The sequence below is a fragment of the Amycolatopsis sp. cmx-4-83 genome (assembly GCF_046548815.1).
Taxonomy (GTDB): domain Bacteria; phylum Actinomycetota; class Actinomycetes; order Mycobacteriales; family Pseudonocardiaceae; genus Amycolatopsis; species Amycolatopsis pretoriensis_A.
The window spans coordinates 560,445-577,292 of sequence record NZ_JAEBEF010000006.1 but is presented as its reverse complement, the minus strand read 5'-3'; the positions used below and the strand labels follow the sequence as shown (position 1 = coordinate 577,292).

Annotated in this window: 15 protein-coding genes; 10 read left to right on the top strand and 5 right to left on the bottom strand. The window is 73.5% G+C overall.

The features are described 5' to 3' along the window. Positions 1-2: 2 nt before the first annotated feature. The 3 genes from ACLJQM_RS21390 to ACLJQM_RS21380 all read left to right on the top strand — a co-directional run bounded on the left by ACLJQM_RS21390 (position 3) and on the right by ACLJQM_RS21380 (position 4,579). Complete coding sequence (locus tag ACLJQM_RS21390; RefSeq protein WP_410632519.1) at positions 3-1,010, top strand: LacI family DNA-binding transcriptional regulator; 1,008 nt, start codon at positions 3-5, stop codon at positions 1,008-1,010. A 91-nt stretch (positions 1,011-1,101) separates the two neighbouring features. Then, entirely contained in the window at positions 1,102-3,948 is a 2,847-nt protein-coding gene (locus ACLJQM_RS21385) for a glycoside hydrolase family 2 TIM barrel-domain containing protein (RefSeq protein ID WP_410632518.1), read from the top strand. 37 nt (positions 3,949-3,985) lie between these two features. Continuing rightward, positions 3,986-4,579, top strand: coding sequence for a hypothetical protein (locus ACLJQM_RS21380; protein WP_410632517.1), 594 nt, complete (start codon positions 3,986-3,988; stop codon positions 4,577-4,579). 19 nt (positions 4,580-4,598) lie between these two features. Here the strand turns inward: ACLJQM_RS21380 and ACLJQM_RS21375 are convergent, their stop codons facing one another. Beyond that, positions 4,599-5,294, bottom strand: a complete 696-nt coding sequence (locus tag ACLJQM_RS21375; RefSeq protein ID WP_410632516.1) for a TetR family transcriptional regulator — start codon at positions 5,292-5,294, stop codon at positions 4,599-4,601. A gap of 88 nt (positions 5,295-5,382) precedes the next feature. Here ACLJQM_RS21375 and ACLJQM_RS21370 point away from each other — a divergent pair, with 88 nt between their 5' ends. Then, positions 5,383-6,519 carry an FAD-dependent monooxygenase gene (locus ACLJQM_RS21370; RefSeq protein ID WP_410632515.1) on the top strand — a complete coding sequence of 379 codons (1,137 nt, stop codon included), beginning with the start codon at positions 5,383-5,385 and terminating at the stop codon, positions 6,517-6,519. A 555-nt stretch (positions 6,520-7,074) separates the two neighbouring features. Here the strand turns inward: ACLJQM_RS21370 and ACLJQM_RS21365 are convergent. Continuing rightward, entirely contained in the window at positions 7,075-7,752 is a 678-nt protein-coding gene (locus tag ACLJQM_RS21365) for an NUDIX hydrolase (protein ID WP_247023431.1), read from the bottom strand. 84 nt (positions 7,753-7,836) lie between these two features. Here ACLJQM_RS21365 and ACLJQM_RS21360 point away from each other — a divergent pair, with 84 nt between their 5' ends. From ACLJQM_RS21360 to ACLJQM_RS21340, 5 genes are all read left to right on the top strand, one after another. Beyond that, positions 7,837-8,838: an SPFH domain-containing protein gene (locus ACLJQM_RS21360; RefSeq protein ID WP_247023432.1), complete on the top strand. Its 1,002-nt coding sequence runs from the start codon at positions 7,837-7,839 to the stop codon at positions 8,836-8,838. Beyond that, positions 8,835-9,704 (top strand): hypothetical protein, encoded by an 870-nt coding sequence (locus ACLJQM_RS21355; protein WP_410632514.1) that lies wholly within the window; start codon positions 8,835-8,837, stop codon positions 9,702-9,704. The genes ACLJQM_RS21360 and ACLJQM_RS21355 overlap by 4 nt, the downstream gene beginning before the upstream one ends. A gap of 95 nt (positions 9,705-9,799) precedes the next feature. Then, positions 9,800-10,105: a DUF6403 family protein gene (locus tag ACLJQM_RS21350; RefSeq protein WP_410632513.1), complete on the top strand. Its 306-nt coding sequence runs from the start codon at positions 9,800-9,802 to the stop codon at positions 10,103-10,105. Beyond that, positions 10,098-11,423, top strand: a complete 1,326-nt coding sequence (locus ACLJQM_RS21345; protein ID WP_410632512.1) for a hypothetical protein — start codon at positions 10,098-10,100, stop codon at positions 11,421-11,423. The genes ACLJQM_RS21350 and ACLJQM_RS21345 overlap by 8 nt, the downstream gene beginning before the upstream one ends. Continuing rightward, positions 11,420-12,289 (top strand): hypothetical protein, encoded by an 870-nt coding sequence (locus ACLJQM_RS21340; RefSeq protein ID WP_410632511.1) that lies wholly within the window; start codon positions 11,420-11,422, stop codon positions 12,287-12,289. Before ACLJQM_RS21345 ends, ACLJQM_RS21340 begins: the two co-directional genes overlap by 4 nt. On the opposite strand, the gene ACLJQM_RS21335 is transcribed toward ACLJQM_RS21340, so the two are convergent. After that, entirely contained in the window at positions 12,277-14,499 is a 2,223-nt protein-coding gene (locus ACLJQM_RS21335) for a glycoside hydrolase family 15 protein (RefSeq protein ID WP_410632510.1), read from the bottom strand. The two genes, ACLJQM_RS21340 and ACLJQM_RS21335, sit on opposite strands and share 13 nt — an antisense overlap. Positions 14,500-14,661: 162 nt before the next feature. Here ACLJQM_RS21335 and ACLJQM_RS21330 point away from each other — a divergent pair, with 162 nt between their 5' ends. Further along, entirely contained in the window at positions 14,662-15,369 is a 708-nt protein-coding gene (locus ACLJQM_RS21330; RefSeq protein ID WP_360768715.1) for a TetR/AcrR family transcriptional regulator, read from the top strand. Between the two features lie 3 nt (positions 15,370-15,372). Here ACLJQM_RS21330 and ACLJQM_RS21325 read toward each other — a convergent pair whose 3' ends face one another. Together ACLJQM_RS21325 and ACLJQM_RS21320 are read right to left on the bottom strand one after the other, a co-directional pair. After that, positions 15,373-16,467 (bottom strand): glycerate kinase, encoded by a 1,095-nt coding sequence (locus ACLJQM_RS21325; RefSeq protein WP_410632509.1) that lies wholly within the window; start codon positions 16,465-16,467, stop codon positions 15,373-15,375. After that, on the bottom strand, positions 16,464-16,841 hold the full coding sequence (locus ACLJQM_RS21320; RefSeq protein WP_410632507.1) for a gamma-glutamylcyclotransferase: 378 nt from the start codon (positions 16,839-16,841) through the stop codon (positions 16,464-16,466). Before ACLJQM_RS21320 ends, ACLJQM_RS21325 begins: the two co-directional genes overlap by 4 nt. Positions 16,842-16,848 lie beyond the last annotated feature (7 nt).

The window sequence follows — 16,848 nt, the reverse complement described above, 5'->3', positions numbered from 1 at the left end:
CGGTGTCCACGAGCAGCACCGAACCCCGGCGGGTGACGATCCACGACGTCGCCCGCTCGGCCGGGGTCTCCCGGCAGACGGTGTCGCGCGCGCTGAACGACAAGGCCGAGATCGACGGCTCGACCAAGCAGCGCGTCCTCGACGCCGCCCGGGAGCTCGGGTACCGCCCGAGCCGCTTCGCCCGCGGCCTGGTCCGGCAGGACACCACCTCGATCGGCCTGGTGGTGCCGGACCTGCTCAACCCCTTCTTCACCGAGGTCGCCTCCGGCGCGCTCGAGGCCGCTCGCGCCCGCGGCTGGCACGTCGTCGTCTACGACACCGCAGGCGACGCCGAGCAGGAACTCGCCACGCTGCGGGTGATCGGCACGCAGGTGGACGCGGTGGTCGGCTACTTCAGCCGGTCCGACGCGGACCTCGACCGCTTCACCCCCGGCATCCCGGTGGTGCTGCTCGGCCGCGAGCCGCACGTCGCGCGGTTCAGCGGCATCGCGATCGATGGCGAGGACGGCGTCCGGGAAGCCGTCGCCCACCTGGTCGGGCGCGGGCACCGGCGGATCGGGATGCTCGACCACGACGGCCGCCCCGAGCCGAGCGTCCGCCAGCTCTGGTTCCGCCGCGCCGTCGCCGAGCACGGCATCGCGCCGGCGCCCGGGTGGATCGTGCGCACTCCCCAGAGCGTCGACGGCGGGGGTGCCGCGCTCGCCACCCTGCTCGCCGCGCACCCCGACGTCACCGCCGTGTTCGCCTTCAACGACGTCATCGCCATCGGTGCCCTGCGCGAGGCCCGCCGGTTCGGCCTGCGCGTGCCCGCCGACCTCGCGGTGATCGGCTTCGACGGGCTAGCGCTTGGCACGCTCGTCGAGCCGGAGCTCTCCAGCGTCGCCCTCGACACCCGCGCGCTCGGCGCCCTCGCCGTCGAGCAGGCCGCCCGGCTCGTGACCGGTGCCGCACCCTTCGAACCCGGCGAGCTGATCGTCCGCGCCGCCCTCCACCTGCGCGAATCCGCCTGATCCCTTGACACGCCGACGCGGCGCCACGCACACTTCCGACCGTCCCGTGAACGTTCACGGGAGCGTTCACGGACCCGGTGCGAGGGGACTCATGTCGTACGTCGAAGACCCGGGCCCGGGCCGCGGGGCGGTCCCGCCGCGCGCGGCCTTCACCTCCGACGCGCCGTCGTTGCCGCTGAACGGCACCTGGCGGTTCCGGCTCTCGCCGAGCCTGGCGGCCGCTCCCCCGGACGTAGCCGATCCCGAGTTCGACGACGCCGCGTGGGACGAGCTGCCGGTGCCGTCGCTGTGGCAGCTGCACGGCCACGGCGAGCCCGCCTACACGAACGTGCACTACCCGTTCCCGGTCGACCCGCCGCACGTCCCGTCGGACAACCCGACCGGCGACCACCGGCTGCGCTTCGACCCGCCGCACGCCTGGCCGGCCGGGCCCGCGCTGCTGCGCTTCGACGGGATCGACTCGTGCGGCCGGATCTGGCTCAACGGCACCGAACTCGGCGTCACGAAGGGCAGCCGGCTTCCGTCGGAGTTCGAGGTCGGGCCGCTGCTGCGGCCTAGCGGCAACGTCCTGGTGGTGCGCGTGCACCAGTGGTCGGCGGGCAGCTACCTCGAAGACCAGGACATGTGGTGGCTGTCCGGGATCTTCCGGGCGGTCACGCTGCTGTCGCGCCCGCCCGGCGGGATCGGCGACTTCTGGGTCCGCGCGGACTACGACCACACGACCGGGCTGGGCACCGTCCGGGTCGAGACCGCCACCGACGTCGTGCTGGACATCCCGGCCCTCGGCGTCGCCGGGCACCCGGCCGCGGAGCCGCTGGAGCTGCCCGTCGAGCCGTGGAGCGCCGAGTCGCCCCGGTTGTACGCGGGCACGTTGTCCACCGTGGCCGAACGAGTGCCGGTGCGGATCGGCTTCCGGACGGTGTCCGTCGAGGACGGACAGCTCAAGGTCAACGGACGGCGGCTGCTCCTGCGCGGGGTGAACCGGCACGAGCACGACCCCCGCACCGGACGGGTCGTCTCGTCGGAGACGGCGCTGGCCGACGTCCTGCTGATGAAGCGGCACAACGTGAACGCCGTCCGGACCAGCCACTACCCGCCGGACCCGGCGTTCCTCGAGCTGTGCGACGAGTACGGCCTGTGGGTGATCGACGAGTGCGACCTGGAGACCCACGGTTTCGGCCCGCTGGGCTGGGACCGCAACCCCGGCTCCGAGCCGATGTGGGCGGACGCCTGCCTCGACCGGATGCGGCGCACGGTGGAGCGGGACAAGAACCGGCCCAGCGTGATCCTCTGGTCGCTGGGGAACGAAAGCCACACCGGGGACAACCTGGCGCGGATGGCGGAGTGGGTGCGCCACCGCGACCCGACCCGGCCGGTGCACTACGAGGGCGACCACGAGTGCTCCTACGTGGACGTCCACAGCAGGATGTACGCGACACCCGGCGAAGTCGACCGGATCGGCCGCCGCGAAGACGACAACGAGCGGCGCCGGGACCTGCCGTTCCTCCTCTGCGAGTACGCGCACGCGATGGGCAACGGGCCGGGCGGGCTGCTGGAGTACCGCGAGCTGTTCGAGAAGTACCCCAACTGCCAGGGCGGCTTCGTCTGGGAGTGGATCGACCACGGCATCGCCGTCCCGGGCCACTTCGCCTACGGCGGCGACTTCGGCGAGCTCATCCACGACGGCAACTTCGTCATCGACGGCCTGCTCTTCCCGGACCGGACGCCGTCGCCGGGTCTGACGGAGTTCGCGAAGGTCATCGAGCCGGTACGCATCTCGGCCGATCCCGCCGGCATCCGCGTGGCGAACCACTACGACTTCGCCTCGACCGGGCACCTCGACTTCACGTGGCTCCTGGAAGAGGAGGGGACCGCTGTCGCGCAGGGAGTTCTCGCCGTGCCTACTGTCCTTTCCGGACAGATGACATCGGTGCCGCTTCCGTCGCTGCCCGCCACTTCCGGCGAGTCTTGGCTGACGGTCTCGGCAACGCTGGCTTCGGCGACGACGTGGGCGCCGGCCGGGCACGTCGTCGGCTGGGGCCAGCTCCCGGTGTCGGCCGCCCCGGCCCGGCCGGCGCCGCCGGTGCGGGGACCGGTGTTCCGCACGGCCGGGCAGCTCCTCCTCGGCGCCGGCGAGTTCGACGCCGTAACGGGCGTGCTGACCGCGCTGGGCGGGCACTCGCTCCACGGGCCGCGGCTCGACGTCTGGCGCGCGACCACCGACAACGACCGCGGTTCCGCACCCGGGCCGTCGGAAGCTTCGCAGTGGCTCGAGGCGGGGCTGCACCGGATGCAGCACCGGGTCATCGAGGTCGACGCCGACGGGGACGAACTCGTGGTGCGCACCCGGGTCGCCCCGCCGGCGCAGGCGTTCGGGCTGTTCGCGGACTACACGTGGACGGCGTTCGACGGCGGTCTGCGGCTGCGCGTCGACGTGACCCCCGACGGTCCCGTGCCGGCCACACTCCCCCGGCTGGGCCTGGTGATGGCGCTCCCGGGCACGTTCGGCTCGGCGGAGTGGTTCGGCGGCGGCCCCGGCGAGGCGTACCCGGACAGCTGCCAGGCGGTGCGGATCGGGCGGTTTTCGAGCAGCGTCGACGGCCTGCAGACGCCGTACGTCTTCCCCCAGGAGAACGGCAACCGCACGGCGGTGCGCTGGGCGGGTTTCACGGCTCCGGACGGCACGGGCCTGCGCGTCGACGGCGAGCGGGAGTTCGGCTTCACGGCCCGCCGCTGGACGGCCGCGGCCCTGGAAGCGGCGCGGCACACCGACGAGCTGGTGTCCGGTTCGCTGGTGCACCTGACGCTGGACGTGGCCCAGCACGGCCTCGGCACGGCGGCCTGCGGGCCCGGGGTGCTGCCGCGGTACCGGCTCGAGCCGCGGAAGACGTCGTTCGCGCTGACGCTGCGGCCCGTGGCGGGTGGTGTCGCAAATTGAGACCCCGGGACGCGCCCGGATGCGGTGTCGTTGGAGGATGTCCGCTTCCACGACGACCCCTTCGAGCGCCCGCCGGCTGGCCACCCCGGGTGCGCTGGGCCTGGCCGACCTCGTCGCGATCTTCGACGACCTCCAGTTCACCCTCAAGTGCTGCGAACGGCTCGTCGCGGAACTGGCCCATCCCCGCGTCGATCCGGTGCTCGTCGAGGCGCTGTGGGTGTCGGCGCTCAACTCCTACGCCCGCTGCTTCCGCACCGGCGACCGCGGCATGGGCCTGACGGTGGCCGACGTCGAAGCCACGGAGGTGCCGGGCGAGATCGCCGAGTGGCACGCGCTGCTCGGCCGGATCCGGGACTTCTCGCTCGACGGGGCGGTCAACCCGCGCGAGACCTACTCGGTGGGCGTCCCACAATCCCCGGACGGAGCGGCGTCCGGCGTGGTCATCTTGTCGGCCGCGCGGCCGCTGGTGGACGACGTCACGGTCCGCCAGACCGGGCGGCTGGCCTTCGAGCTGAGCCGGCTGGTGGACGAGCGGATCAAGGAACACCAGCGGAAAGTGTTCGAGGCGGCTTCGAAGCTGACCTCCGCACAGCTCGCGGCGTTGCCCGCCATCGAGGTCACGTCTCAATAAGTCTCATTAATGCGTCTCATTATTCGGCGCCGGGCAGGTGCCGGTAGATCGTGGCGCGGGAGACGCCCAGCGCCGTCGCGATGTCGGCCGGAGCGTGCCCGGCGTCGTAGAGGCGCCGGGCCGCCTCGATCGTCTCGGGGCTCATCACCGTCGGCCGGCCGCGACGGCCGCGGGGGCGGTCCTCGGGCCCGGCCACCGCGTACAGCCGGTCGACGCCGTCGAGGACCGCGGCGCGCAGCTCGGCCACCGGGGCGTCGGCGAACAGCACCACCGGGTCGCTGAGCATCGCGATCGCCTGTGCGGCTCGGACCCGCCCCGCGAGGTCCGCGTCCGGGCCCGCCACCAGGTGGTTCGCCTTGAGCATCCCGTCGCGGAAGCGCTCGAACACCGTCTTCGACGCGGTCAGCCCGAGGTCGCGCAGGTTCATCCGCAACAGGTAGCGGTGGCCGAGCCAGACGCCGAGGAGACCTTCGATCGCCGCCGCACGCGGGTCGGCGGCGTCCGCGGCCTTCACCATGGCCGCTTCGAGGTCGTCCAGGAGCGGTTCGGCGAGCGCCGTGACGATGTCGGCCTTGCCGGGGAAGTGGTACAGCACCGCGGTTTTGGTGACGCCGACGCGTTCGGCCAGCTCCCGCACCGACGTCGCGTGGAAGCCGCGCTCGGAGAACTCCTCGAGCGCGGCGCGCAGGATCCGGGCGCGGGTGTCGTCGGTCATCGCCCGAGCCTAGCTCCTTGCCTGACCGCCGGACAGGAGCGTACGGTCGGGACTGACCGATGGTCAGGACCTTGATGGGGGTAGCACCATGACCGAACAGACCGCACTGATCTCCGGCGCGGGCGTCGCCGGGCCGACGCTGGCGTACTGGCTGGCCCGCGCGGGCTTCCGGCCGACCGTGGTCGAGCGCGCCGCCGGGCTGCGCTCGAGCGGCAGCCCGGTCGACGTCCGCGGGCCGGCGTCACGCGTCGCCGAGCGGATGGGCATCACGGCGAAGCTGCGCGAGGCGAGCACCGACGCGACGGCGCTGAAGTTCGTCGACGACGCGGGACGGCGCACCGGCCGGGTCGCACTGGGCGGCGACGGCGGCATCGAACTGCCCCGCACCGACCTCGCGGCGATCCTGCACGAGGCCGCCGCCGAAGACGCCGAGTTCGTCTTCCACGACTCGATCACCGAACTGCGCCAGGACGGCGGCGGGGTGGACGTCACGTTCGAGCGGGGTGCGCCGCGGCGCTTCGACCTGGTGATCGGCGCGGACGGCCTCCACTCGAACGTGCGGCGGCTGGCGTTCGGGCCGGAGCACGCGTTCGTCGAGCACATGGGCGTGTACATCGCGACTCTGCCGCTGGCGGAGCCGCCGGCCGACCGGACGGAGCTGGTGATGTACAACTCGCCGGGCCGCGCGGTGGCGGTCCACCCGTCCCGCGGTCACGGCATCGCGGCCTTCATGTTCCGCGGTGACGCCGTGCCGGGCTTCGACCACCGGGATTCGGCGCTGCACAAGCGCATGCTCGCGGAGGCGTACGACGGTGCCGGCTGGCGGGTGCCCGAGCTGCTGAAGCGCGTGCGCGAGGCGGACGACCTGTACCTGGACTCGGTGAGCCGGGTCCGGATGGACACCTGGGCGGCGGGCCGGATCGTCCTGGCGGGCGACGCGGCATCGTGCGTGTCGTTGTTCGGCGACGGTTCGACGTTGGCGATGGCGGGCGCGGACACGCTGGCCGAAGAGCTGGGCCGGACTCCGGGCGACGTGGCGTCGGCGTTCCGCCGGTACGAGGCCGCGCACCGCAAGCTGGTGGAACCCAAGCAGCGCAACGTCTCCACGGCGGCAGCCCTGCTGATCCCGGCCACGCGGCGCGGCTTGGCGGCCCGCAACTTCGGCACGCGGCTGCTGCCCCTGGTCACGGCGGCCCGGAAGCTGGTGCTGGCCCGGGCGGCCTGAGCCCGACACCTCCGACGCCGGACCGGCGGCTGCCGACCCGGCGGACGCTGGGTCAGCGACGCCGGCTCCGACGCTGGTCCAGCAGCCTGCGGCCCGCCCGACACTGGACCGGCAGCCTGCGGCCCGCCCGACGCCGGTCCGACAGCCCGTAGACCACCCAACACTCGGCCGACAGCCCGCGACCCACCCAACACCGGTCCGACAGCCCGCAGCCCACCCAACACTGGACCCGCAGCCCGCCCAACACTGGACCGACAGCCCGCAGCCCACCCAACACTCGACCGACAGCCCGCGACCCACCCAACACTGGACCGGCAGCCCGCGGGCCGGTCCAGTCGCGGGCTATCGGACCGGCAGCCGCCAGCCGGTCCGATGGCGGCCTCGCCCGCGCAACGCCAAGCCGGCGGCCCGTCACAGGCGCCCCGCCGGCCAGCGGCAGACGCGGGTTCAGCGTGGATCCGGCCTGCCGCACGGCCCGCCCGGCGGCTGCCGGCCTACTCCGGTTCCGGCGGAGCAGCCCAGCCTCACCGACCAGCCCCAGCCGGCTCCACCCGGTCAAGCCCGCAGCATCGGCGGGTACAGCAGCTCCGCTCTCCCCCGCCGGTACAGCTGCGCCGGCCGGCCACCATCGCGGGTCGTCGTGCGGCCGGTCGGGGTCAGCAGACCCTCCGTCCCCGTCACCTTCCGGTGGAAGTTCCGCGGGTCCAGCCGCGTGTCCCAAACCAGCTCGTACACCCGCCGCAGCTCGGCCACCGTGAACTCGGCAGCACAGAAAGCCGTGCCCAGCGGGGAATACTCCAGCTTCGCCCGGGCCCGCTCGAGACCGTCCGCCAGGATGCGGTCGTGGTCGAACGCCAGCCGCTCGGCCGCCAGCGATCGGACCGGGGCCCACCGGGCCTCCGCCGCGTCCGTTCCGGCGAGCGGAGTCGGCAGGTCCGGCGCCAACGCCAGGTAAGCGATGGTGATCACGCGCATCCGCGGATCCCGGTCCGGTGCCCCGTACCCCGCCAGCTGTTCGATGTGGACGGTCCCCGCCGCCAGCCCGGTCTCCTCCGCCAGCTCCCGCCGCGCCGCGTCCGACAGGTCCTCGTCGGCGCGAACGAACCCGCCCGGCAACGCCCACTCCCCTTCGTACGGCGGGACTCCCCGGCGCACCACCAGCGCGCACAGCTCGTCCCCGGTCAGGGTGAGCACGACGAGGTCCACGGTGACGGCGAACGGAGGGTGACCCATGCCACCACCCTACCTCTTAATCGTCACCTTGACGATTACGCCCGCCACCCCATATCGTCACCACGACGATAAGAGGAGGTCCCCATGGCCGACATCGACCGCCGCTTCGGGTTCCGGCACCTGCGGGGTGCGCCCACCGTGCACATCCGGCACTTCCGCCGCGGCCAGCTCGCGCACGACGGCGTCGGGCTGTCGTTCTGGTACCGGCCGCTCACCGCGGTCGTCTCGGAGGTGCCGGTCGACGACCGGGAGCTGCCGCTGCTGTTCCACGCCCGCACGGCCGACTACCAGGACGTCACCGTCCAGCTCGCGCTCACCTTCCGGATCGAAGACCCGACGCTCGCCGCGCAGCGGATCGACTTCTCCATCGACCCGGACACCGGCCGCTGGCGGGGCGATCCGCTCGCGCAGATCAGCGGGCTGCTCACCGAGAACGTCCAGCAGTACGCCGTCGAGGTCCTGACGCGCACGCCGCTGGAAACCGCGCTGGTCGACGGTGTCCAGGCGGTCCGCGACCGGATCCGCGCCGGGCTCGCCGAGGAGGACACCCGGCTCGCGCAGACCGGCTCGGCGGTCGTCGACGTCCGCGTCGTCGCCATCCGCGCCGAGCCGGAGGTCGAGAAGGCGCTGCAGACGACCGCGCGGGAGAAGGTGCAGCAGGAGGCCGACCGGGCGACCTACGAGCGGCGCGCCCTCGCCGTCGAACGCGAGCGCGCCATCGGTGAAAACGAGCTGCAGAACCAGATCGAGCTGGCCCGGCGTGAGGAGCAGCTGCTCGCCCAGCGCGGTGCGAACGCCCGCCGGCAGGCCGAAGAGGCCGCGGCGGCGAACCGGATCGAGACCGAGGCGCAGGCGTTGCGCCGGGAACGCCTGACGCAGGTCGAGGCCGACGGCAAGCGAGCGCTCGGCGAGGCCGAAGCCGCGGGTGAGGCCGCCCGGCTGGCGGCGTACCGCGACCTGCCCGAAGGCGTGCTCACCGGGCTGGCGCTCAAGGAACTGGCCGGGAACCTGCCGAAGATCGACAGCCTCACGGTCACCCCGGACCTGCTCGCCCCGCTGCTGACCAAGCTGGGCGTGCGGTCGTGAGCCTCGCCCCGCGCGTCGTGCTCGTGCACCGGCGCACCGAACTCGACGAGCTGCTGGCCCGGCACGGCACGCGCGGCCAGGCGGAGTTCTTCCTGCGCACGCGCGGCCGAGACCTCGCCGAAGTGACCGAGGCGGACGCCGCCCTGCGCGCCGCGCTCAAGACGGCGTCGGCGGCCATCCCGCTGGACTGGCGGCGCGGCGAGGTCGAACGCGCGGACCTGGACCGGTTCCTGTTCACGCCGGAGGACGTCGTCGTGGTGGTCGGCCAGGACGGCCTGATCGCCAACGTGGCCAAGTACCTCGACGGGCAGCCGGTGATCGGGGTGACGCCGGGCCGGCCCGGTGTCCTCGTCAAGCACCCGCCGGCCGCGGTCGCGGAGCTCGTGCGCGCCACCGGCGACGTCGAGCGCCGGACGATGGCCGAGCTCACCGCGGACGACGGCCAGCGGCTGCTGGCGCTCAACGAGATCTACCTCGGGCACGCCGGGCACCAGACAGCCCGCTACCGGCTGGGGGTCGGTGGCGGGCCGCTGGAACGCCAGGCGTCGTCGGGGATCCTCGTCGGGACCGGCACCGGGGCGACCGGCTGGTGCGGCTCGGTGTGGCGCGAACGCCACAGCGGGCTGCGCCTGCCCGGTCCCGGCGAGGCCCGGCTGGTCTGGTTCGTGCGCGAGGCGTGGCCGTCGCCGTCGACCGGCACCGAGCACACCGAAGGCGAGCTGACCGGGACGCCGCTGACGGTCGAAGTCGAATCCGACCGCCTGGTCGCGTTCGGCGACGGTCTCGAAACCGACATGGTCGCCCTCACCCGCGGCCAGACCGCGACGTTCGTCCCGGCCGCGAAGACTGTCCACTTGGTCCGGTGACCGGCCGGGACACGATGCGGCAACGTTGTCACATTCCCGGGCTCCGGCCGTCAGAATGACGTCCTCGCCGAAGATCGAAGTGCGAAGGTGGCCGGATGACGTGGCTCGTGTGGGTGCTCGGCGCGGTGGTGCTCGCCGCCGCCGGGGCCGGGGTCGTCGCGCTGCCGTGGTGGCGGAACCGGGACCTGCGCCGGCGGACCGCCTGGTCGGCCGCGCGGGCGGCGATCGACGCCGCCGCCGTCAGCCGGGACGCGGCGGCCGTGCCCCATCCGGAAGCCGAGCAGCTGCTGACGCGGGCCGAGACGATCGCGGCCGCCCGCGGCGGCGAACGAGCGGCCCGGGCGGCCGAGGACCACGCGCGCCGCGCCGACGCGCTGTGGCGGGAGGCGGCCGGTGGCTGACCGGATTCGCTGGGTCCTGCTCGCCGCGGCCGTCGCCGTGCTGGTCACGTTCCTCCTGGTGCAGAAGCAGAGCACCGACGTCAGCTACGGCCAGGCACCGGCGGCGAAGGACCCGATCCCCGAAGGCTCGGCGGGCGAGCTGAGCGGCGCGACCCTCCCGTCGGACGAACAGCTCACCGCGATGGTCGGCGCCGCGCCGGTCGTGCGGCTCCCGGGTGCGATCGCGACCTGGGACGACCAGGCCGTGCGGGCCGCGGCCGGCGGCCCCGGCTACCGGATCCTCGTCGTGCCGCCCGGGCTGAAGAAGGCGGACACGCAGCGGGTGCACGAGGTCGAAGCCGCGACCGTCCGCATCGTCGGCACCGAGGTCAGCGGCGGGATCTACCAGGCTTCGGCCGACCGCGCGAGCGAGTGGATCCACCAGTTCGCCACCGGGGACGTCACCGGGTCGCTGACCACCCTGATCGCCCGCCTGAACCACCGGCCCGAGCCGCCGGACCAGCCCGCCATCGCCCGGCGCGACCCGACGGCCGGGGAGCTGACCGCCGTCACCACCGCCCTGCGCGGCACCGGCCGGTACCTCGCCCCGGGCGCCACGCTGAACGACGCTCCCGCGACCACCTCCGCGTTCCCCGGCGCGCAGCCGCTGTACGTGGCGCTGCCGCGGCAGCCGGCCGGACAGCCGCTCGTCCACTTCGGACCGGCGCTGGCGAAGGAGTTCCCCGGCCGGCCGATCGTCGCCGTGTACGGCCAGTGGATCGAGTACGACGGCCCGTCGGCCGCCGCGTTCTCCGACGTCGTGACGGCCAGCTTCTACGGCCAGTTCGCCGACCGGCTCAGCGAGTACGCCTACCCGCAGCGCAACGTGCTGGGCGCGTGGCTCGACCGCGTCACGGCCATCCGCTACGCCGGGCTGTTCGACCGCCCGCTCCCCTACACCCCGTTCGACCCGCTCCGGGTCACGCTGCCCGCGCTGCCGTGGCTGTTCGCCGCCTGCGCGGTCGGGTTCCTCGCGCTCTCGGCCCGCCGGGTGGTGCACCGGGACCGGCCGGCCACGACGGGTGTGCCCGCGCGCCTGGCCGGGCTGACCGCGCTCGCCGTCGAGGTCTCCGGGCTCACCGACGGCGCCTCGGCGGCGGCACTGGGCCGCGGGATCACCCAGCTGACGGCGGCCGGGGAAGCGTTCACCGAGAAGCTTCCGGACCGGCACGTGCACAGCCTGCTCGACGCGGCCGAGTCCGATTTGGACACCACCGCCGACCTCATCGGCCGCCCGGACTACCGGCCGGCCGCGTTCCTGCGGGGGCGGCTCGCGTGACCCGGTTCTTCCGTTCGGCGTTCGGGATCGCGGTGCTCGGCTGCCTCGTGCTCGCGGGGTGGGCGGTGTGGTCGGCGGGCGTGTTCGACGGCCCGGTCGCCCGGCAGCTGCGCTCGGCGTCGGTGTACGCCGCGCCCGGGGTCACCCTCGACCGGCCGGCCGCCGAGCGCGTGATCGGCAACCGGCGGCTGGTGGTCGCGTTCCTCGAACCGGGCGCGGACCTGAGCGACGCGTGCGACAGCCTGGGCAGCGCGGCCGACGGCACCCTCGCCGTGATGCTCGGCCGGGACGGCGACGACTACGAGAAGTACGGGTGCTCGCGGCTGCCCGGCCGCGACGACGAGAACTTCGGCAAGGCGTTCGTCGCGGAGTCGATGATCGGCAACGGCATCGACGCCTTCGCCGACCGGCCCGTCGAAGCGCTGAAGGTGCTGGTCGTCAACTACGACCTGCTCGTGCGCTCCGGCGCGATCCCCGACGGCGGCCGCACGGTCAGCCCGTCGCTGCCGCGGTACCTGATCGCCGCCGCCGCGGCCGGGGCCGTGCTCCTGGGCTCGTCGGCGCTCTACCTCACCGCGCGCCGGGCCACCCGGACCGCGGTGGCGCGGCGCGAACGCCGGGACGCCGAAGCGGACGAGCGGACCGAACTGGCGGCGGCCGCGGCCGTGCTGGCCCAGGAGATCATCGACCTGGACGCCCGCTACGCCCGCCAGACCGGCAAGAGCAAGTTCGCGCGGAACTACCGGACCCTCGTCGCGGCCTACGCGAAGCTCCTGCCGGACCTCGGCCGCGACACCCCGGAGCTGCGGGCCCGGGTCGAGAAGCTGCTGACCCGGGCCCGCGAGCTGGCCGCTCAGGTGCCGTAGCGGGACTTGACGATCGACGGCGTGTCGAGGTTGCGGCCCGCGTCTATGTTCTGCGCCAGCCGGAGGTACTGGCCTTCGGCCCACATCAGCGGGCCCGCGCTGCCGGTCGGGCGGCCGAGCCCGAAGCACCCGGCGTCGCCGCGGTCCCAGACCTGTTCGGGCACGAAGTACCCGTCGTTGGCCGAGTCCGCCATGGACTTGAGGTACACCGCCGCCGAACGGCCGTTGGCGAGTTCGTACTGGCCCCGCTCCCCCGACAGCACCGGCCAAAGCCGTCCGAACCGCTGGTTTCCGCCCGCCGGCCAGCCACTGCAGTTCGCGGTGCTCTCGCCGTAGTTGTCGTGCGGGTAGCGGTGGAAGTAGACGTCGCCGTTGGGCAGCGTCACCTGCATCGGCGCGTTGCCGTCGGAGGCCGCCGCGGTCGGGGCGACCGAGTTCGCGATCGTGGTGTCGCCGGCCGGGCGGATGCCGAGGCGCACCAGGTCGAGGAAGCCGAAGTCGGTCACGTCGTGTTCGTAGAAGCAGCCTTCGTCGAAGCAGATCGTCGCGCCGTCGTTGGGGTTCCCCGCCCGGTCGAGGCGTTCGTAGTAGGTGTGGCCGCCCCAATAGCCGGACGTCGTCACCGTCCAGCCGGCCAGGGAGTTGCGCCAGGAGTCCGCTGTGGACTCCCACGAGGTCGCGCTCGCGGTGTCGCCGTTGGCCCGGGCGATGGCGCCCGCGGCGATCAGGCCGGCGACTTCGGCCGCGATCGACGACGGCGACTTGCCGTACTGCTCCTCCCACCGCTCGGTGGTGTCGGGGCCGGTCGAGACGATGTGGTTCGCCGTCGTCTTGACCTTGGCGTAGGTCGAGGCGTCGGTGAGACCGGTCAGCCACGCGAGCAGGATCGCGTCGGCGTCCTGGTCGAGCTGTTCGCAGCAGCCGAGCTGCTGGGCGCTCGCGCCGGCGACCCCGGAGACCGGGCTGTAGCGCGGGAACGAACCCGCCGGGTACGTCGTGCCGTCCCCGGCGGTCGGGCTGCCGATCCACTGGGAGTTCCAGAGGAACTGCGCCATCCGCTTGGCCTGGGCGCTGTCGCCGGCGGCCAGCAGACCGGTCGCCTGCTGGTAGAGGTCGCGGCCCCAGACGCGGTGGTAGCCGTCGTTGAGGTGGTCGCCGTTGGTGAAGTTGCCCCACGGCGTCGCCAGGCCGGCGACGCTCGCGCCCGGGTGCTGCTTGTCCTCGGCGGTCTTCAGCGCCATCGCGGCGACGTAGTAGGCGCGCCGCCGTTGCGTGTCACCGGAGACGCTGGCCGGGGCGGGTTTCAGGCTGCCGACGTAGGAGTTCCAGCCGCTGCGGTAGGACGCCGAGACGCCGGCGAACCCGCTGCTCAGCGACCCGCTCGCGGCCGAGGTCGCGGCCGCCGGGGTGGCACCGAAGCCGAGCGCGACGGTGAACGTCGTGTCGCTGCCGACCGGGATCTGGCCACATTGGACGACGTTGCCGGTGCCGGAGACGTTGTCGAACTGGTTGTTCAGGTTCTTGTCGGCGCGCAGGTCGGTCAGGCAGTCGCTGCCCGCACCGGTGTAGCCGTTGTCGTGCGCGGTGAAGCCGGTCGAGACGCGCAGGGCCTGGACCACCGTGGTGGCCGAGCCGCCGAACAGCGTCTCGGTGCCACTGGCGAGCAGGCCGCTGCCGTCCCACCAGGCGTTGTCGTTCGCGCCGCCGCCCGCCATCGACGGGTTGGCCAGCAGGTAGAGCCGATAGCTGCCGCCGTCGAGGGACTGGAACCGGGTGTTCGTGACCAGGGTGGCGCGGGCCGGGTCGGTCACGTAGTCGGTGGTGATCCGGTACTTCCCGCTCTTGGCGGTGTTGGTGACGGTGTACTGCAGCGCCTTCTCGTCGGGCATCGTGACGACGTGGTTCGTGGCGTCGCGTTCCAGGTCGACGAAGGTCGAGCCGTCGGTGACGACGTACTGCACGTCCTGGGTGTTCGGGACGTCGGCGCGGGGGTAGAAGACCTCGGACGTGACGCCGTCGGCGACGGTGAACCACACCGGGCTGCCGGCCGTCGTCGAGGTGCCCAGCGCGGACTTGTTGCCGGTCGCCCAGGACGCCCCGCCGCCGCAGCAGTCGGTCGCGGTGCCGCTGGCCAGCGCCGTGCCCTGGCCGAGCCCGGCGAGCAGGACCCCTGCTCCGGCGCAGGCCAGGACCGCTCTCCACCTGATCATTTCCGACCTCCGACGGCGTTGTCGTCAATATGTTGCGAGCGGCAACATATTGAGCCACCAGCAGGTGACAAGCAATGTCCGGTCGGGCTGAACCGATCCAGCCCTCCGCCGGACGGCCCAGCGCCAGACTAGTGCTACCCGAGATTTGTTACCATTGGAACCATGGTGACGAAGACTCCGGTCAGCCCGGCGGCGGAGACCCGCGAGCGGATCCTCAAGGCGGCGGCCGAACTGCTGGCGGCGGAGGGCCGCGACGGGCTCTCGACCCGCGCGGTCAGCGCGGCCGCCGGTGTCCAGCCACCCGCGCTGTACCGGCTCTTCGGCGACAAGGACGGCCTGCTCGACGCGGTCGCCGCGTACGGGTTCGACGAGTACCTGACCAGCAAGCGCGCGCTGGGCTCGACCGGCGACCCGGTCGAGGACCTGCGGCGCGGCTGGGACCTGCACCAGGAGTTCGGGCTGTCCCGCCCGGAGTTCTACGTGCTCATGTACGGCGACGCCCGCCCGGGCCGCACCTCCCCCGCCGCGCGCGAAGCCGAAGGAATGCTGCGCGAGATCATCGAACGGGTCGCGGCGGCGGGCCGGCTGCGGGTCAGCGTCGAACGCGCGGCCCGGCTCGTGCACGCGACCGGCATGGGAGTCGTGCTCTCGCTGATCGCGACCCCGGAGGCGGACCGCGACCGCGAGCTTTCGGCGACGGCGCGGGAAACGGTGCTGAGCCGCATCCTCACCGATACCGCGGAACCGGCGTCGTCCGGCCTGCCCGAACGGGCGATCGCCCTGCGCGCCGGGCTCGGCGGCACCACCGCGCTCACCGACGCCGAGCGGGTGCTGCTCGCCGAGTGGCTGGACCGCATCGCCGACGCCTGAGCCTCACCGGCCCAGGTGGTCCGCCCCCACCCGGCGGGCCAGGCGGCGCAGCAGCGGTCCCGCCTCCGCCATGCAGCGGGCCGGGTCCGGCTCCAGGTCCGTCAACGCGTACGCCGCCGCGATCCCGGCCCCCGCCAGCTCGGACGCCGACAGCTTGCAGCGCCCGGAGACCGCGACGCACGGGATCCCCGCGGCCGCCGCGGCCCGCGCGACCCCGGCGGGAGCCTTGCCGGACAGCGTCTGGTGATCCAGTGACCCCTCACCGGTGATCACCAGCGAAGCTCCGGCCAACGCCGACTCGAAGCCCAGCAAGTCCAGCAGCAGCGAGATCCCCGGCCGCATCCGCGCGCCCAGCACCGCCATCGCGGCGAACCCCACTCCCCCGGCCGCTCCGGCACCGGGCCTCGAGGCGAACTCCGGACCCGCGATCGACGCCCAGTGCCGCAACGCCGAATCGAGCGCTTCGACGTCCGCGGGGGAAGCGCCTTTCTGGGGTCCGTAGACGAAAGCCGCGCCACTCGGCCCGTACAGCGGATTGTCCACATCGCTCGCCAGCTCGATGTCCACTTCGGACAGACCGGACAAGTCCAGTGAGGACAGCCGGGCCAACGCCGCGCCACCGAAAGGGAGTTCGCGGCCGGCGTCGTCCAGCAGCCGGGCACCCAGCGCGGTCAGCAGGCCCGCGCCGCCGTCGGTGCACGCGCTGCCGCCGACGCCGAGCACGATCCGGCGGCAGCCCGCGGCCACCGCCGCCGCGATGACGTCCCCCGTTCCCGCGCTCGTCGCCGTGAGCGGCGCGGGCGCCCCGGGCAGCCGGTGCAGCCCGGACGCCTCAGCCAGCTCGACGACCGCGGTGTCCCCGCGGACCGCGTACGACGCCGTCAGCGGCGCCCCCGTCGGTCCGCGGGCCGGGACGCGCACCCGCTCGTACCCGGCGGCGACGGCGGCGTCGACCGTGCCGTCGCCGCCGTCCGCCACCGGCAGGGTCTCCACCGTGACCGACGGGTGGCCGTCGGCGAGGCCCGCGGCCACCGCCGACGCCACCTCGGCCGCGGTCAGCGACCCCTTGAACTTGTCCGGCGCGACGAGGACTTTCACGCGCTCGCCTTGTAGGCCCGCCAGTCGCCTACCTCGGTGATGTCCCGCAGGGCGACGTGCGAGGTGTACGGCCGCCGCAGCAGCATGGCGAACGCCGAACTGCCGTCGGTCAGCTCCACCACGCCGAGCTCCAGCTCGTGCGGTTCGGACGGCAGCACCTTGTCGCGCAGGTCGTCGAGCGAAACGTCGTAGACCTCGCCGACCACCTCCGCACCGCCGTGCGACACCGGGTACAGCGCCGGGCACTGCTCGCCGACGGCGTAGAACCGGTACTTCGCCGCGGTCCGCGCGGTGCTCACGAACGGTGAGCCGTCCAGGAGGTGGTGCAGCGGTTCGCCGCGCATGGCGCCGCCGTTGAAGAACATCAGGGCCACGGGATTT